The organism is Polymorphobacter megasporae, assembly GCF_018982885.2.
GTDB classification, from domain to species: Bacteria; Pseudomonadota; Alphaproteobacteria; order Sphingomonadales; family Sphingomonadaceae; genus Polymorphobacter_B; species Polymorphobacter_B megasporae.
Genome location: NZ_CP081848.1, coordinates 3,636,191 through 3,652,338, shown reverse-complemented (window position 1 = coordinate 3,652,338; position 16,148 = coordinate 3,636,191). Strand labels below are relative to the sequence as shown.

Below are 16,148 nucleotides of genomic sequence, written 5' to 3'. Positions count from 1 at the left end.
CTCGCCTTCTGGCAGCTCTGGTCGCTCAGGGACCGCAACAAATAGACACTCAGCCCCGCCGCGGCATCCGGAACGGCAGCATCAGCCGCACCACCGGCGACCGGAAGCGATCGAGCGACAGGCTCTCGTGCACCGCGTCGCACGCCTCGCCGAACAGCCGGGTCCGGAGCGCCGAGCGAACGTAGAACGGGCTGTCCTCCCACGTCCGCGCGACCGTCGCCGTCTCCCCCGCATCGACCCGCGTGCCCCGCGCCATCCGCCACCCGCTCGTCGGCAGGCGGAAACGCGGCGGTGCGTCGACATGCTCGACCGTCCCGTCGGGGGCGATCCGCAGCGCGAGCGCGAAGCTCGATCCGTCGCGGCGGACGCCGTCGTACAGCACCACCGTATCGCGGCTGAGGTGCGCGCGCGACCAGTCCCAGTCGGCGAACCCGTCCTCGAGCGCCTCGGTCCCCGCGTTGCTGTCGAGATAGCCCGTCCCCGACCACGATACCCCGGGCTGGTCCATCGTCACCTCGACGCGGGCGCGCGGCGCGATCGGCCGCCAGCGGTGGCGGCCGCCGGGGTCGAGCGCGAGGCTGTCGGCGACAAGCGCCTGCGGGGTCAGCCGCACCGTGCCGCGGACCCGCGACGGGATCGGCGCGCTGACTTCGTCGATCGTCGCGACGAGGGTATCGCCGTCCCAATGCAGAGAGCTCGATCCGATACTCAGCGATCCGGCGTCGCGGTCGAGCGCCGCGCGTCCGCGCTCGGTCATAGTCCAGCGCTTGGTGCCGGGGCCATACAAAGCGACGTTGACCGCGACGTGATTCGCCGGATCGCCGCGTCCGCTCCATACGTAATAGGGTGAGAAGACGCTGCCGATGAAGGCGATCAGCGTCAGCCCGTGGCGTCCGTCGTCGGACAGCGCGTCGATGTACCACCAGCGATAGCCGCCCGGCGCTACCGATCCGTCGAACGCCGGGCCGACAACAAGGCTCGCGCCGCCAGCCGCCCCGACAACGCTGCCATCGGCACCCCCGCCCCTGGATGCGTCGCGCCGCCCGCGAGGTACAGCCCGGGTATCCGCGTCGTCGATCCCGGGCGCTGGAACGACGCCCGCCAGCCGTGCGACGCCCGCCCGTACAACGCGCCCCCCGTCGCCGGGAACAGCGCGGCGAAGTCCGCCGGGGTCGTTCGCACCGTCGCGTCCGCCGTCCGCGCGACCGTCAGCCCGCTGCGTTCGAGCATCGCGAAGGTCGCCGATTCGCAAGCGTCGATCTCCCCCGGCGTCAGGCCCCGCGCGTCGGCGGTGGCGGGTGCATTGACGATCATGTGCAGCCGTTCGCGCTTGTGTCCAGTCGGCTTGTCACCGCGGTCCTCGGCGCAGATGTACACGCTCGGGGCCGCGGGGAGGCGCTGCTGGTCGAAGATCGCGTCGAATTCGGCGCGGTAATTGTCGGCGAAAAAGACATTGTGGTGGCTCAGTTCGAACCCCGAGGTCTCGGCGACGAGGGTCCACGTCAGCGCCGATAGCGAGCGTTCGCGCGCGGGCATCGTGGCCACCGCGCGCGACGCCGCAGGTCCGAAGCGTCCGCTCGCCAGCGCCTGCGGGTCGGCGTTGACGACGACCGCCGCCGCGTCGATTCGCTCGCCCGACGCGAGGACGACGCCCTCCGCGCCGCTGCGTCCGACGACGATTTCGGCGACCGGGGAGGCGTAGCGGAACGTGGTCCCGCGGCTGACCGCGAGGTCTTCAAGCGCTCGCGCAATGCGGTGCATGCCGCCGTCGACCTGCCACAACCCGCTGTTCTCGACGTGCGCGATGAGCATCAGCGTTGCCGGCGCGAGGTACGGCGACGCCCCCGAATAGGTCGCGTAACGCCCGAACAGCTGGCGCAGCCGGGGGTCGTGGAAATAGCCGCCAAGCGCCCCCCATAGCGTCTCGAACGGGCGGATGCTGAGCAGGTCACCGGGGCGCGACAGCCCGATCCGCGCGGTCAGTCCGAGCGGATTTGTCGCAGGCGCATCGAGGAAGCTCGACTCCAGCGTCGTGTAGGTCCGCTTGGCCTCGGCGGCGAAGGCGCGGAAGCGCGTCGCCTCGGCCGCTCCGGCAAAGACGCCGATCGCGTCGGCCGAGGCGTCGATGTCGGCGAACAGGTCGAGTCGCGCGTCGGGGCCCCAGGCGTGACGCGCGAGCGTCGTCACCGGGCGGAGCGTCAGATAGTCGTCGAGGCTCGCCCCCGCCGCGGCGAAGATCGCCTCGAACACCCAGCGCATCGTGAATACCGTCGGCCCGGCGTCGAGCGCGTGCCCGTCGATCGTGAACTCGCGGAGCTTGCCGCCGGGGGTCGCTGCCGCCTCGCAGACGACGACGTCCTCGCCCGTTGCCGCGAGCAAGGCCGCCGCGGTCAGCCCGCCGACGCCGGCTCCGATGATGACGATGGGGCGCATCGCGCGTTCATACGGCGAAGCGGGCGGCGACCGCAAAGCCCTGTCCTACACGCGACGATTCGGCCTAATCTTGTGGCTTGAGGGTGCCGGCATGGGCGGGCGAGCAGGGAGCGAACGGGTTGAAGGCGTCGGCCGCAAATCGAGCTAAGGTAATATTGTGTCAAGGAAGCCCGCGCGAGAGTAACTTCCAAGATGCGTTTAGTGTTACCTCTGTTACCTTAGCCGTTATGGTCCGCCGCCTAGCTCGCTCGATAACTCGGCCGAGTGGTCCGCTGCGATGACCAGCTTCCGCGAGCGGTGGATCCTGTGGCGCAACCGCCGCCTCGGCGATCCGGGGTTCCAGCGCTGGGCGGCGAAGTTTCCTTTGACCCGCCCTGTCGCCCGGCGGAAAGCGCGGGCGCTGTTCGATATCGTCGCGGGCTTTACTTACTCGCAGGTCGCCTATGCCGTGATCGACGTCGGTCTGCTGCCGTTCGTCGCGGGCACGAAACGCTCGCTCGCCGAGGTCGCGGCGCATACCGGCCTGCCGCCAGAGGGGGCCGAGCGGTTGCTCAAGGCGGCGATTGCGCTCGATCTCGTCGAGGCGACGGGGGGCGGGTACCTGCTCGGCAGCGCAGGCGCGGCGATGCTCGGGAACCCGGGCGTCCCCGAGATGATCGCGCACCACCGCTACCTCTACGCCGACCTCGCCGACCCGGTCGCGCTGCTCCGCGGCGAGGCGGGATCGCTTGCGGCATATTGGCCGTATGGCGCGGCGAGCGACGAGCGGACGGCGGCGTATTCGGCGCTGATGGCGGCGTCGCAGCCGATGCTCGCGGGACAGATCCTCGACGCGTATCCGCTGGCCAAGCACCGGCGGCTGCTCGATATCGGCGGCGGGGCAGGGGTGTTCCTCCGCGCCGCTGGGTCACGATTTCCGGCGCTGAAACTGACCTTGTTCGACCTCCCCGCGGTGGCCGCACGACTCGCCGACCCGGCGATCGACGCGGTCGGCGGGAGCTTCATCGACGACCCTCTCCCCGCCGGAGCCGACGTCATCAGCCTCGTCCGCGTCCTCCACGATCACGACGATGCCGTCGTCGTCGCGCTGCTGGCGAAGGTCCACGCTGCTCTGCCGCCCGGCGGGACGATCGTCGTCGCCGAGCCGATGGCCGAGACTCAGGGGGCCGCGCCGATCGGTGATGCCTACTTCGGGATGTACCTGCTCGCGATGGGATCGGGGCGTCCGCGATCGGTCGAAGTTCTTCATACGATGCTGCACGCCGCTGGATTCACTGCGGTTCGCGAACATGCCACCGCGATCCCGATGCTCGTCCGGGTGCTGACCGCCGTCCGATAAATCCTTGTTGACACTCCCGACCGTCAACCTAGACTGACACATATGAACTGTCAGGACAGACTGACAGTCAGCGGCGGTTAAGGGGATCATCCCGGCCGCCCCGGGGTTGGTCGATGCACACGATGGCAGTGGTTTTGGAGGCTCCCGAGCGGTTATCGCTCCGGCCCCTGACCTTGCGCCCGGTGGAGGCGCACGACGTCGTCGTCGAGGTCGACCACAGCGGGATTTCGACCGGGACCGAGCGGCTGCTCTACACCGGCACGATGCCCGCCTTCCCCGGCATGGGCTATCCGCTCGTCCCCGGTTACGAGTCGGTCGGGCGCGTCGTCGCCGCCGGAGCCGAGGCGCAGGGCCGCATCGGCGACACAGTCTTCGTCCCCGGGGCGAACTGCTACACCGACGCGCGCGGCCTATTTGGCGGCGCTGCCCGCCGGGTGATCCTGCCCGCCGCCAAGGCGCTGCGCGTCGACCCGGCGCTCGGCAGCCAAGCGGCGCTGCTTGCGCTCGCCGCCACCGCCTATCACGCCCTCGCCGGGGGCAAGCCCGCCGAACTCATTGTAGGTCACGGCGTCCTAGGCCGCCTGCTCGCCCGGATCGCGGTCGCCATGGGCGGATCGCCGACCGTCTGGGAAACCAACCCCGCCCGCGCCTCGGGGGCGATTGGCTACGCGGTCACCGACAGCGCCGCCGACGACCGCCGCGACTATGCCGCGATCTACGACGTCAGCGGTGCCGCCAACATGCTCGACCCGCTGATCGGGCGGCTGGCGAAGGGCGGCGAGGTCGTTCTCGCGGGCTTCTACGACCGGCTCGACTTCGCCTTCCCGCCCGCCTTCATGCGCGAGGCGACGATCCGCATCGCGGCCGAATTCAAGCCCGCCGACCTCGCCGCGGTCACCGCGCTGATCGCCGACGGCCGCCTCTCGCTCGACGGGCTGGTGACGCATGTCGTCCCGGCAGCCGCCGCGAACGACGCCTACGTTACCGCCTTCAGCGATGCGGCGTGTCTCAAAATGGTCCTCGACTGGAGTGACGTCGCATGAGTTTGGATGTCCTCGACCGCGTCGACGCGCTCCGTGAGGAAGCCGCCCTCGAGCCCGATCCGGTCCATACCGGCGAGGTCACCAAGGAGACGCAGATCATCGCGATCTACGGCAAGGGCGGCAGCGGCAAGTCGTTCGCTTTGTCGAACCTCAGCTACATGCTCGCCCAGCAGGGCAAGCGCGTCCTGCTGATCGGCTGCGATCCCAAGTCCGACACCACCAGCCTGTTGTTCGGCGGCAAGAGCTGCCCGACGATCATCGAGACCAGCGCCAAGAAGAAGCTCGCCGGGGAGGAGGTCCGCATCGAGGACGTCTGCTTCATGCGCGACGGCGTCTTCGCGATGGAATTGGGCGGTCCCGAGGTCGGTCGCGGCTGCGGCGGGCGCGGCATCATTCACGGCTTCGAACTGCTCGAGAAGCTCGGCTTCCACGACTGGGGTTTCGACTATGTCCTGCTCGACTTCCTCGGCGACGTCGTCTGCGGCGGCTTCGGCCTGCCGATCGCCCGCGACATGTGCCAGAAGGTCATCGTCGTCGGGTCGAACGACCTCCAGTCGCTCTACGTCGCCAACAACGTCTGCAAGGCGGTCGAATACTTCCGCAAGATGGGCGGCAACGTCGGCGTCGCGGGCATCCTGATCAACAAGGACGACGGCAGCGGCGAGGCGCAGGCGTTCGCCGAAGCGGTTGGCATCCCAGTCCTGATCTCGATCCCGGCGAACGAGGATATCCGCAAGAAGAGCGCCAACTACCAGATCATCGGCACGCCCGGTTCGCAGTGGGGTGGCCTGTTCGAGGAGCTCGCGGTCAACGTCGCCGAGGCCCCGCCGGTCCGCCCGACGCCGCTGACCGCCGACGGCCTGCTCGGGCTGTTCTCGCCCGAGGACACCGGCGCCAACGTCACGCTCCAGCCCGCGACCCAGGCCGCGATGCGTGGCGTCGCCTTCGTCCCGAAGGTCAGCCTCGAAGTGGTCTACGATGCTGTCTGAGGCCGCCTTGCCTCTGGCTGACGTCGGTTCGGCTCCGGTCGAGGGCGACTGCGCGTCGGGCAGCACGCTCGTCACTGCCGCTCGGGCTGCGGGCAAGTCGGAGGTCCTCGACCGCTATGCGGCGGACTATCCGAAGGGTCCGCACGACCAGCCGCAGTCGATGTGCCCGGCGTTCGGTTCGCTTCGGGTCGGCCTGCGGATGCGCCGCACCGCGACCGTCCTCTCGGGCAGCGCCTGCTGCGTCTATGGCCTGACTTTCACCTCGCACTTCTACGGCGCGCGCCGAACCGTCGGCTACGTCCCTTTCAACTCGGAGACGCTCGTCACCGGCAAGCTGTTCGAGGATATCCGCGACGCGGTCTTCGATCTCGCCGACCCCGCGCTCTACGACACGATCGTCGTCACCAATCTCTGCGTGCCGACCGCGAGCGGCGTCCCGCTCCAGCTCCTGCCGAAAGAGATCAACGGCGTCCGCATCATCGGCATCGACGTTCCCGGCTTCGGCATCCCGACCCACGCCGAGGCGAAGGACGTGCTTGCCGGGGCGATGCTCGCCTACGCCCGGCGCGAAGCCGAGGCCGGTCCCGTCGCCGCCCCCGCATCGCGCCCCGACCTGCCGACCGTCACCCTGCTCGGCGAAATGTTTCCCGCCGATCCGATGGGCATCGGCGCGATGCTCGCACCGATGGGCCTCGCCGCCGGTCCGGTCGTCCCGACGCGCGAATGGCGCGAGCTTTATAGCGCGCTCGACTGCGCCGTCGTCGCGGCGATCCACCCCTTCTACACCGCGAGCGTCCGTGAGTTCACCGCCGCCGGGCGGAGCGTCGTCGGCTCGGCCCCGGTCGGACGCGACGGCACCGCCGCTTGGCTCGACGCAATCGGCGCGGCGACCGGGACGGCGCAGCGACTGACCGACACCGCCAAGAACAAGGTCCTGCCCGCGATCGGCGCCGCGCTGGCGAACGCCCCGATCAAGGGCCGGATCACAGTCTCGGGCTATGAAGGCTCCGAGCTGCTCGTCGCGCGCCTGCTCGTCGAGAGCGGCGCCGATGTGCAATATGTCGGCACCGCCTGCGCGAAGACGCCGTGGTCCGAGCCCGACCGCGCGTGGCTCGAGGCGCACGGCGTCCCGGTCAAGTATCGCGCCAGCCTCGCCGACGACCTCGCCGCGGTCGACGCGTTCAAGCCCGACCTCGCGATCGGAACGACCCCGGTCGTTCAGCACGCGAAGGAGCGCTCAATCCCGGCGCTGTATTTCACCAACCTGATCTCCGCCCGCCCGCTGATGGGCGTCGCAGGGGCGGGCAGCCTCGCCACCGTGATCAACGCCGCGCTCGGCAATCAGGCACGCTTCGACAAGATGAGCGCGTTCTTCGAAGGCGTCGGCACCGGCGACACCGCGGGGGTCTGGGAAGACACGCCGCGCCTCCGCCCCGAATTCAAGGCCAAGTACGCCGGCCAGCGGATCGCTGCGGCGAAGGCCGAGGAGTCGGTCGGGTCATGACGCTGGTTCTCGATCACGACCGCGCCGGTGGCTATTGGGGGGCGGTCTACGCCTTCACCGCGATCAAGGGCCTGCAGGTCATCATCGACGGTCCGGTCGGGTGCGAGAACCTGCCGGTGACGTCGGTCCTCCACTACACCGACGCGCTCCCGCCGCACGAATTGCCGATCGTCGTCACCGGTCTCGGCGAGCAGGAGCTCGGCCGCGACGGCACCGAGGGCGCGATGAAGCGCGCGTGGAAGACGCTCGATCCTGACCTGCCCGCGGTCGTCGTCACCGGCTCGATCAGCGAAATGATCGGCGGCGGCGTCACCCCCGAAGGCACCAACATCGCGCGCTTCCTGCCGCGGACGATCGACGAGGACCAGTGGCAGGCCGCCGACCGCGCGCTGACGTGGCTGTGGACCCAGTTCGGCGCGAAGAAGGTCGCCCCGCTGCGCCCGCTCAAGGAAGGGCAGAAGCCCAAGGTCAACATTATCGGGCCGCAATATGGCTGCTTCAACCTGCCGAGCGACCTCGCCGAGATCCGCCGCCTGATCGAGGGCATCGGCGCCGACGTCCACATGGTCTTCCCGCTCGGCAGCCACCTCGCCGACGTCAAGCGGCTCCCCGAAGCGGCGGTCAACGTCTGCATGTACCGCGAGTTCGGTCGCGGCCTCTGCGAGACGCTCGAGCGGCCGTACCTCCAGGCGCCGATCGGCCTCGAGTCGACGACTTTGTTCCTCCGCAAGCTCGGCGAATTGACCGGGCTCGACCCCGAGGCGTTCATCGAGCGCGAGAAGCACACGACGATCAAGCCGGTGTGGGACTTGTGGCGGTCGGTGACGCAGGACTTCTTCGGCACCGCGAGCTTCGCCGTCGTCGCTACCGAGACCTACGCCCGCGGCATCCGCGCGTTCCTCGAGACCGATCTCGGCCTGCCGTGCACCTTCGCCTTCAGCCGCACCGCCGGGGTCAAGCCCGACAATGCCGCGGTCCGCGAGGCGATCCGGACGACGCCGCCGCTTGTCCTGTTCGGCAGCTACAACGAGCGGATGTACCTCGCCGAGCTCGGCGGCCGGTCGATCTACGTCCCCGCGAGCTTCCCCGGCGCGGTCATCCGCCGCCACACTGGCACGCCGTTCATGGGCTATTCGGGCGCGACCTTCATCATCCAGGAAGTCTGCAACGCGCTGTTCGACGCGCTGTTCAACATCCTGCCGCTGTCGACGACGATGGACGCGGCCCGGCCCGCTGCCGACGCAACGCTCTCGCGGATCCACAAGGAACTGGCGTGGGACGACGCCGCCCGTGCCGATCTCGATGCGCTCGTCGAGGCGCAGCCGGTCATTGTCCGGATCTCGGCGGCCAAGCGGCTCCGCGATGCCGCCGAGCGCAGCGCGCGGGCTGCAGGCGAGACCGAGGTCACCCCCGCCCGCGTCGCATATGCCGCGCGCCTCGAGGCGCAGGCAGCATGAGCCACGGGCACACTCTTTCGGCCGCTACGGCCAACCCATTCTTCGCGGCGGCTGGCGCCGCGTTGAACTCCGCCTCGCCGGCTGGTCGGCGACCCTTTCAGGCGGGCATCAAGGAGGCGACGAATGATTGAAAAAGACGACGGGATCGGGGTGCGGACATACCTCACCGCCGAGGAGGCAAAAGACTTCCACAAGCTGTTCATGATGAGCTTCATCATCTTCACGGTGATCGCGATCATCGCGCACTTCCTCGTGTGGCAATGGCGCCCGTGGCTGCCCGGCCCGAACGGCTACGCAACGCCGACCACCACCGCGAGCGTCGTGACGCCCGCCGCTGCAACCCATAGCTAAGGGGATCGACCATGTGGAGAATGTGGCAGACCTTTGACCCGCAGCGCGTCCTTGCCGCGCTCGGTATCTTCCTGTTCGTGCTGGCGCTGTTGATTCACTTCATCCTGCTCAGCACCAACCGGTTCAACTGGCTCGACGGTCCGAAGGCCGGTCCGGCGGCGATGGGCGTCGCTGCACAGGCCGACCCGGCGGCCGCGACCCCGGCTGCAGTCGTTGCTGCCGATCCGGCCGCTGCACCCGCGGCTGCCCCGGCGGCGGTCTCGCAGTAGTCGACCAAGCGCGACGGGTGGGGACACGGTGGTCCCCACCCGCCGCTTAACCCTGAAGGGGTTGGAGATCAGGCATGGCACTGCTGAGTTTCGAGCGGAAATACCGCGTCCGTGGCGGGACGCTGATCGGCGGCGATCTGTTCGACTTCTGGGTCGGACCGTTCTTCGTCGGGTTCTTTGGCGTCACGACGATCTTTTTCTCGATCCTCGGTACTGCCCTGATCTTTTACGGCGCATCGATCGGCGACACGTGGAATCCGTGGCTGATCAATATTGCGCCACCTGATCTCAAATACGGTTTGGCGCTGGCACCGATGACCGAAGGCGGCATCTGGCAGATAGTAACCATATGCGCGATTGGGGCTTTCAGCTCGTGGGCGCTGCGTGAGGTCGAAATCTGCCGTAAATTGGGCATCGGCTATCATGTGCCGTTCGCCTTTGCGGTTGCAATCTTCGCCTATGTCAGCCTCGAGGTGATCCGCCCGATGCTGCTTGGTGCGTGGGGCTACGGGTTTCCGTACGGTATCTTCAGCCACCTCGATTGGGTGTCGAACACCGGCTACCAATATCTCCATTTCCACTACAACCCGGCACATATGCTCGCGGTGAGCTTCTTCTTCACCACGACGCTCGCGCTTGGTCTCCATGGGTCGCTGATCCTGTCCGCCGCCAACCCGAAAAAGGGTGAGGTGATGAAGGCTCCGGAGCACGAGGACACCTTCTTCCGTGACCTGATTGGTTATTCGGTCGGAACCTTGGGCATCCACCGCGTCGGTCTGTTCCTTGCGCTCTCGGCCGGGTTCTGGAGCGCGGTTTGCATCATCATCAGCGGACCGTTCTGGTCACGCGGCTGGCCCGAATGGTGGACGTGGTGGCTCGATCTGCCAATCTGGCGCCAATAGGGGAGGACCGAGACATGGGTTATCAGAATATCTTTACCCAGATCCAGGTTCGCTCCGCGCCTGAGATGGGGGTGCCGCTGCCCAAGGGTGACTGGGCGCGTGACGGTCGGCCGGGCGACTCTTACCTGATGGGTAAGCTCGGCGAGGCGCAGATCGGCCCGTTCTATCTTGGCCGACTTGGCCTCGCATCGCTGTTCCTCGGCTTTTTGGCTTTTGAGATCATTGGCTTGAACATGTGGGCCTCGGTCAACTGGGACCCGGTGCAGTTCCTGCGCCAGCTGCCGTGGCTCGCTCTCGAGCCTCCGGCGCCGAAGTACGGTCTTAAAATCCTGCCGCCGCTGGCGGAGGGTGGATGGTGGCTGATCGCCGGTTTCTGCATGACCGCATCGGTTCTTCTGTGGTGGGCGCGAACGTTCGTTCGTGCACGCCGGCTCGGACTGGGGACGCATGTGGCTTGGGCTTTTGCCAGCGCGATTTTCCTGATGCTGTCGCTCGGGTTCATCCGGCCGGTGCTGATGGGGAGCTGGTCGGAGGCGGTACCGTTCGGGATCTTCCCGCACCTCGACTGGACCGCTGCATTCTCGATCCGCTACGGCAATTTGTTCTACAACCCGTTCCACTGCCTTTCGATCGTGTTCCTATACGGTTCGACCCTGCTGTTCGCGATGCACGGCGCGACGATCCTGGCGGTCGGGCGCTACGGCGGCGAGCGCGAGCTCGAGCAGATCACCGATCGCGGGACTGCGGCAGAACGCGCCGGGCTGTTCTGGCGCTGGACGATGGGCTTCAACGCGAGCTATGAGTCGATCCACCGCTGGGCATGGTGGTTCGCGGTGCTGACGACGCTGACCGGCGGCATCGGCATCCTGCTAACCGGGACGGTTGTCGACAACTGGTTCCTGTGGGCGCAGCAGCACGGCTATGCACCGCATTATCCGAGCACCGGGGTGGTCGACCCGGCGACGCTTCCGGGGGCACCGAAATGAGCAACGCGCGCGTGAAGACGGCGATCGGGATCGCGGCAGGAACGGCAGCACTGCTGTCGGCTTGCGGCGAAGCCCCGCCGATGAAGGGCGCCCAGCTCGGGTTTCGCGGCACCGGCCTCCAGCAGGTGTCGAACCCTCGGCTTGAAGCGGCGCTGCGCCCGGACAATCTGATCCCGGCCACGCCGTACGCGCTCGACCCCGACACCGGTGGCGAGCGCGCAGGCCACGCCTACCAGAACGTCCAGGTTCTCGGCGATCTGAGTACCGACTCGTTCAACCATCTGATGGCGTCGATCACCCAGTGGGTCGCGCCGCCAGCGCAGGGGTGCAACTACTGCCACAACCCTGAAAACATGGCGTCGGACGCGATCTACACCAAGGTCGTCGCGCGCAAGATGTTGCAAATGACGCGGAATATCAACGCCAACTGGACGAGCCACGTCCAGCAGGTCGGCGTCACCTGCTACACCTGCCATCGCGGCAACGCGGTGCCGAAGTATGTCTGGAACGAGGATCCCGACGTCGTCCGAAACGCTGGCCAGCTGCGTGGCAACAGTCGCGGGATCGCCCGCGCAGGCCAGGCTTCGGTCAAGTTCGCCTCGCTGCCATACGACCCGTTCACGCCGTATCTGCTCGGGTCGTACCCGATCCGAGTCCAGTCAAAGGTGCCCGATGGCGGTCCCGAGGTGCCGATCAAGGCGACCGAGGCGACCTACGGCCTGATGATGCACATGGCAGGGTCGCTCGGGGTTAATTGCGACTATTGCCACAACAGCCGGGCATGGTCGGATTGGTCGCAGAGCCGGCCCCAGCGGGTCACCGCATGGTACGGCATCCGCATGGTTCGCAACATCAACAACGTCTATATCAACAAGGTCGCGTATGCGATGCCGGCGAACCGCAAGGGTCCGCTCGGCGACCCGTACAAGGTCAATTGCAACACCTGCCACCAGGGCGTGAACAAGCCGCTGTACGGCGTCAGCATGCGCAAGGAGCATCCGCAGCTCTGGGGGCCGGTGACGGCCGACACGAGCCACCAGATGGCTCCCGGCGTACCCGCGGCTGCGGTGCCGACCCCGACCGGGGCCGCGCCGAAGGTTGCTGCGGTAACCGCTCCGGCTAAGGGCGCGACCGCTGCCGCGACGCCTCAGGCGAATGGCAAGACCGCGTCGGCTCAGGGAGCTGTTCCGGCAGGCTGAACCAAATGGTAACTATCCGGGCCGGTCCGCCGATATGGCGGGCCGGTTTTTTTGTGTCTGGAGGTTCCGCCGATTCTCCAAACCGGCTGAGAGCGGACGGTAGAATGCGCGCTATCGGCAGGTCGTGTAGCTTGGGCCGTCGCGCGCACATGGTGCCGCACATGCCCGCACGTCGTCGCGATCAGCCTGCTCGCGCCAAGGCACACTTCGCGCGAGGCGATTTGAGTTAGGGCAGGGTTTCCTGAACCAGCGAGGCGTTATCGGAGCGATAAACGAATTTGCTAAGCGTGTGGGCTTCAAGACGGACCGGGTCCTGGCTTTCGCCTGGATGACGACGTCGCGCGAGTTCGTACGAACCGTCGCGGGCGTCGGATTCGAGCACGCCTCACGGACTTGCCTCCATCTGCGCAGCACGTCCAAGGCGCTAAGTTAGTATGTAGCGGTCATCCCGCGTAGGCGGGGACCCATCACGAATGTTGGAATTATGAGTCCCCGCCTTCGCGGGGGGGATGACGATTTATGGATTGCTTGTCGGGCCTCGTAGCGAACGGCAATCCGCCTCTACCTCACGCGGCGGCGGCGACCCGGGCCAGCGCGCACTGGCTCCAAATTTCCGACAGCGCGCGGACGAGCTTGTCGATGTCGTCGTCGCTGTGGACCGGCGACGGCGTGATGCGAAGCCGCTCGGTGCCCTTTGGAACGGTCGGGTAGTTGATCGGCTGGACGTAGATGCCGTGGTTGTCGAGCAGCCAGTCGCTGATCATCTTGCAGTGGCGCGGGTCGCCGACCATCACCGGGATGATGTGGCTGGGGTTGTCCATCACCGGGATGCCGATCGCGTTCAGGCGGCGGCGGACCTTGGCGACGCGCTCCTGGTGGGCAGTCCGCTCGGCGGACGACGCCTTGAGGTGGCGGACGCTCGCGGCGGCGCCGGCGGCGATCGCCGGGGGCAGCGCGGTGGTGAAGATGAAGCCACTGGCGAAGCTGCGGACGAAATCGACCATCGGCTTCGACCCGGCGATGTAGCCGCCCATGACGCCGAACGCCTTGCCGAGCGTGCCCTCGATCACCGTCAGCCGGTCCATCAGACCTTCGCGATCAGCGATCCCGCCGCCGCGCGGGCCGTACAGGCCGACGCCGTGGACCTCGTCGAGGTACGTCATCGCGCCGTGCATGTCGGCGACGTCGCAGAGTTCCTTGATCGGGGCGATGTCGCCGTCCATCGAATAGACGCTCTCGAACGCAACGAGCTTGGGCAGCGACGGGTCGAGCCGCGACAGGCGGCGGTCGAGATCCTCGGGGCTGTTGTGGGTGAAGACCTGGCGTTCGGCACGGCTGTGGCGGATGCCCTCGATCATCGAGGCATGGTTGCCGGCGTCGGACAGTACGACGCAGCCGGGCAGGCGCGCGGCGATCGTCCCGAGCGCGGCCCAATTCGATACGTAGCCGCTGGTGAACAGCAGCGCCGCATCCTTGCCGTGGAGGTCGGCAAGCTCGTTCTCGAGGAGAACGTGATGATGGTTGGTGCCGCTGATGTTGCGCGTGCCGCCAGCACCGGCGCCGCACTGGTCGAGCGCGGCGTGCATCGCGTCGAGGACGATCGGCGACTGGCCCATGCCGAGATAGTCGTTCGAGCACCAGACGGTGACCTCCGACTGCTCGCCATCGAGGTGGCGAGTCGCGCGCGGGAACTGGCCGTTGCGTCGCTCGAGATCGGCAAACACCCGGTAGGCGCCTTCGCCGCGGAGGGCGTCGAGCTGATCCTGGAATAGTGCGTCGTAGTTCATCGCAATCCCCATTCTTGTTCTTACTTGGCTTGTCCAGCCTTAGATGTCATCGCCCAACGCCAAAGTGCCGCATCGGGCAGCGGCAGTACCAGAAACCAGTGTTCGAGAATCGCCAACGCGACGAGCGCGAACAACAACGTCAGGCCGACGGCTTCGGCCCCGGCAGAGACCGCGCCGAACGCCGCTTCCGCCAACCCGACCGCAACGATCGTCGACGCGACGATCGACACCGGGAACAGCCAGTTGAAGCGCTTGGTGCGGAAATAGCTCTTCAGATAGCCGAGGTGGTCGGGCAGGAAGTCGACCGTCAGGTTCGGCACGCCGATGAAGATGTTGAGCTTGGTCGACAGCCGCATGACGAACAGGATCGCGAAAGTCGCGGCGGCGGTCTGGTTGGGCTTGCCCCAGCTCAGCGCAACGAGCACGGCGGCGGTCAGGGCGAGCGCGATCTCGTGGTAGATCAGCGTCGCGGCGGCGAGCTTGAAGCGCGTCCAGCCGGTCGCATGCGGCGGGCAGGGGGCTTTGCGCGGGCCGGTGATGATGCCCATCAGGAAGCTCATCTCGTGCCAGCCCCAGACGGCGAGGGCGCAGGTGAAGCCGAGGTACGCGCCCATCGCGCTCGGGTCGGCGGCGCTGCGGGCGACGCCGAACAGCGCGGCGACGGCGACGACGCTCGCGGCGGCAAAGCTCCAGCGGAAGGTACGCTTCGGCAGCCCGTCAAGCCAGATGATGACCCCGGTGCTGACGAACCAGATCAGCAGCGCGTAAAGCACGGGAAGGCCGTCGCGTGCGGCCATCAGTAGGCCGGCTGCAGGCGGATGGTGGCGGGAAGCGGGTTCTCGACGCTGCGCGAGGTCATCAGCCGGACGAAGGCGGCCCCAGCGGCGAGCATCCAGCCAGCCCGCTTGACGGCACCACCGATTCCGCCCTGCGCCTTGGCGCGGCCAAGGCCGTCCGACGCACGGAGCATCGCGTCGAGCCCGGCGCGAAACGCGGGGGCGTCGGCGTCGAGCGTGATCGGGAAAACCTGGCGGCTGATCTCGGACGTCACGCGGAAAACCTTATAGTCGTAATCGTCGATATCGACCCCGAGTGCCGTGTGGAATGCCGTCCGGCCATGATCCCGGACAAACATCGTCGCGTAAACCGATACGAGGAAGAAGCGGACCCAGAAGCGGTTGAACCCGGTCAGCAGCTTCGGGTCGGCGCGCATCAGCAGCGCGAAAGCGTCGCCGTGGCGGAACTCGTCGTTGCACCACCGGTCGAAGAACTTGAAGATCGGGTGGAAGCGATGCTCGGGATGCTGCGCGAGGTGGCGGAAGATCGTGATATAGCGGGCATAGCCGATCTTCTCCGACAGATAGACCGCGTAGAAGATGAATTTCGGCCGGAAATACGTGTATTTCTTGGTCTTGGTGAGGAAGCCGAGGTCGACGCCGATGCCGGCGTCCTTGAGCGTGTCGTTGAGGAAACCGGCGTGGCGCGCCTCGTCGCGGCTCATCAGCTTGAACAGGTTGCGGATGTCGGGGTTGGTCACGCGCTTGGCGATCTCGGCATAGAGGATGCAGCCCGAGAATTCCGACGTCATCGACGAGACGAGGAAGTCGATGAATTCCTTGCGGAGTTCGGGCTCGAGATTGTCGAGGACGCCGTCGAATTCGGGGGTGCGGCGGAAGTGGCGCTTGTTGGTGTCGGTCCGCATCTCGGCGATCAGCGAGTCCCATTCGGCGCGCACCGGCTCGACGTCGATCCGGTCCATCGCCGCGAAATCGGTCGTGTAGAAGCGTGGGCTGAGGACGGTGTCCTCGGTCGCCATGCCGAACGTGTCGGTGACGCGGCTACCCTTGGCCTGCGGCGCCTGGCTATTGGCGGCACCGTCGATCTTCGTG

At 67.3% G+C, this 16,148-nt stretch carries 15 protein-coding genes; 10 read left to right on the top strand and 5 right to left on the bottom strand.

Going from position 1 to position 16,148, the window contains the following annotated elements:
• Positions 1-49: 49 nt before the first annotated feature.
• Positions 50-865, bottom strand: coding sequence for a carotenoid 1,2-hydratase family protein (locus tag KTC28_RS17035; RefSeq protein WP_500797309.1), 816 nt, complete (start codon positions 863-865; stop codon positions 50-52).
• Positions 866-942: 77 nt separating this feature from the next.
• Entirely contained in the window at positions 943-2,433 is a 1,491-nt protein-coding gene (gene crtD, locus KTC28_RS17030) for a 1-hydroxycarotenoid 3,4-desaturase CrtD (protein ID WP_216709289.1), read from the bottom strand.
• 277 nt (positions 2,434-2,710) lie between these two features.
• Here crtD and KTC28_RS17025 point away from each other — a divergent pair, with 277 nt between their 5' ends.
• From KTC28_RS17025 to pufC, 10 genes are all read left to right on the top strand, one after another.
• Positions 2,711-3,772: a methyltransferase gene (locus KTC28_RS17025; RefSeq protein WP_216709290.1), complete on the top strand. Its 1,062-nt coding sequence runs from the start codon at positions 2,711-2,713 to the stop codon at positions 3,770-3,772.
• A gap of 113 nt (positions 3,773-3,885) precedes the next feature.
• Positions 3,886-4,815, top strand: coding sequence for a chlorophyll synthesis pathway protein BchC (gene bchC, locus KTC28_RS17020; RefSeq protein WP_216709291.1), 930 nt, complete (start codon positions 3,886-3,888; stop codon positions 4,813-4,815).
• Positions 4,812-5,804 (top strand): chlorophyllide a reductase iron protein subunit X, encoded by a 993-nt coding sequence (locus tag KTC28_RS17015; protein ID WP_216709292.1) that lies wholly within the window; start codon positions 4,812-4,814, stop codon positions 5,802-5,804. Before bchC ends, KTC28_RS17015 begins: the two co-directional genes overlap by 4 nt.
• Positions 5,794-7,308: a chlorophyllide a reductase subunit Y gene (gene bchY / locus KTC28_RS17010; protein WP_216709293.1), complete on the top strand. Its 1,515-nt coding sequence runs from the start codon at positions 5,794-5,796 to the stop codon at positions 7,306-7,308. Before KTC28_RS17015 ends, bchY begins: the two co-directional genes overlap by 11 nt.
• The gene (gene bchZ / locus KTC28_RS17005; RefSeq protein WP_216709294.1) at positions 7,305-8,765 is read left to right on the top strand and encodes a chlorophyllide a reductase subunit Z; all 1,461 of its coding nucleotides are present in this window, start codon (positions 7,305-7,307) and stop codon (positions 8,763-8,765) included. Before bchY ends, bchZ begins: the two co-directional genes overlap by 4 nt.
• A gap of 123 nt (positions 8,766-8,888) precedes the next feature.
• Positions 8,889-9,116, top strand: a complete 228-nt coding sequence (pufB, locus tag KTC28_RS17000; RefSeq protein ID WP_216709295.1) for a light-harvesting antenna LH1, beta subunit — start codon at positions 8,889-8,891, stop codon at positions 9,114-9,116.
• Between the two features lie 11 nt (positions 9,117-9,127).
• On the top strand, positions 9,128-9,385 hold the full coding sequence (gene pufA / locus KTC28_RS23485; RefSeq protein ID WP_216709296.1) for a light-harvesting antenna LH1, alpha subunit: 258 nt from the start codon (positions 9,128-9,130) through the stop codon (positions 9,383-9,385).
• Between the two features lie 74 nt (positions 9,386-9,459).
• Positions 9,460-10,287, top strand: a complete 828-nt coding sequence (gene pufL, locus KTC28_RS16990) for a photosynthetic reaction center subunit L (protein WP_216709297.1) — start codon at positions 9,460-9,462, stop codon at positions 10,285-10,287.
• A 14-nt stretch (positions 10,288-10,301) separates the two neighbouring features.
• Positions 10,302-11,273: a photosynthetic reaction center subunit M gene (pufM, locus tag KTC28_RS16985; RefSeq protein ID WP_216709298.1), complete on the top strand. Its 972-nt coding sequence runs from the start codon at positions 10,302-10,304 to the stop codon at positions 11,271-11,273.
• Positions 11,270-12,472, top strand: coding sequence for a photosynthetic reaction center cytochrome PufC (gene pufC, locus KTC28_RS16980; RefSeq protein WP_255602113.1), 1,203 nt, complete (start codon positions 11,270-11,272; stop codon positions 12,470-12,472). Before pufM ends, pufC begins: the two co-directional genes overlap by 4 nt.
• 566 nt (positions 12,473-13,038) lie before the next feature.
• Here the strand turns inward: pufC and hemA are convergent.
• Genes hemA through acsF form a run of 3 tightly spaced genes read right to left on the bottom strand, consistent with a single transcriptional unit; the run spans position 13,039 to position 16,075 of the window.
• Positions 13,039-14,259, bottom strand: coding sequence for a 5-aminolevulinate synthase (hemA, locus tag KTC28_RS16975; protein ID WP_216709299.1), 1,221 nt, complete (start codon positions 14,257-14,259; stop codon positions 13,039-13,041).
• 20 nt (positions 14,260-14,279) lie between these two features.
• Positions 14,280-15,056, bottom strand: coding sequence for a putative photosynthetic complex assembly protein PuhE (gene puhE / locus KTC28_RS16970; RefSeq protein ID WP_216709300.1), 777 nt, complete (start codon positions 15,054-15,056; stop codon positions 14,280-14,282).
• The gene (gene acsF, locus KTC28_RS16965; protein WP_216709369.1) at positions 15,056-16,075 is read right to left on the bottom strand and encodes a magnesium-protoporphyrin IX monomethyl ester (oxidative) cyclase; all 1,020 of its coding nucleotides are present in this window, start codon (positions 16,073-16,075) and stop codon (positions 15,056-15,058) included. Before acsF ends, puhE begins: the two co-directional genes overlap by 1 nt.
• Between the last annotated feature and the right edge of the window lie 73 nt (positions 16,076-16,148).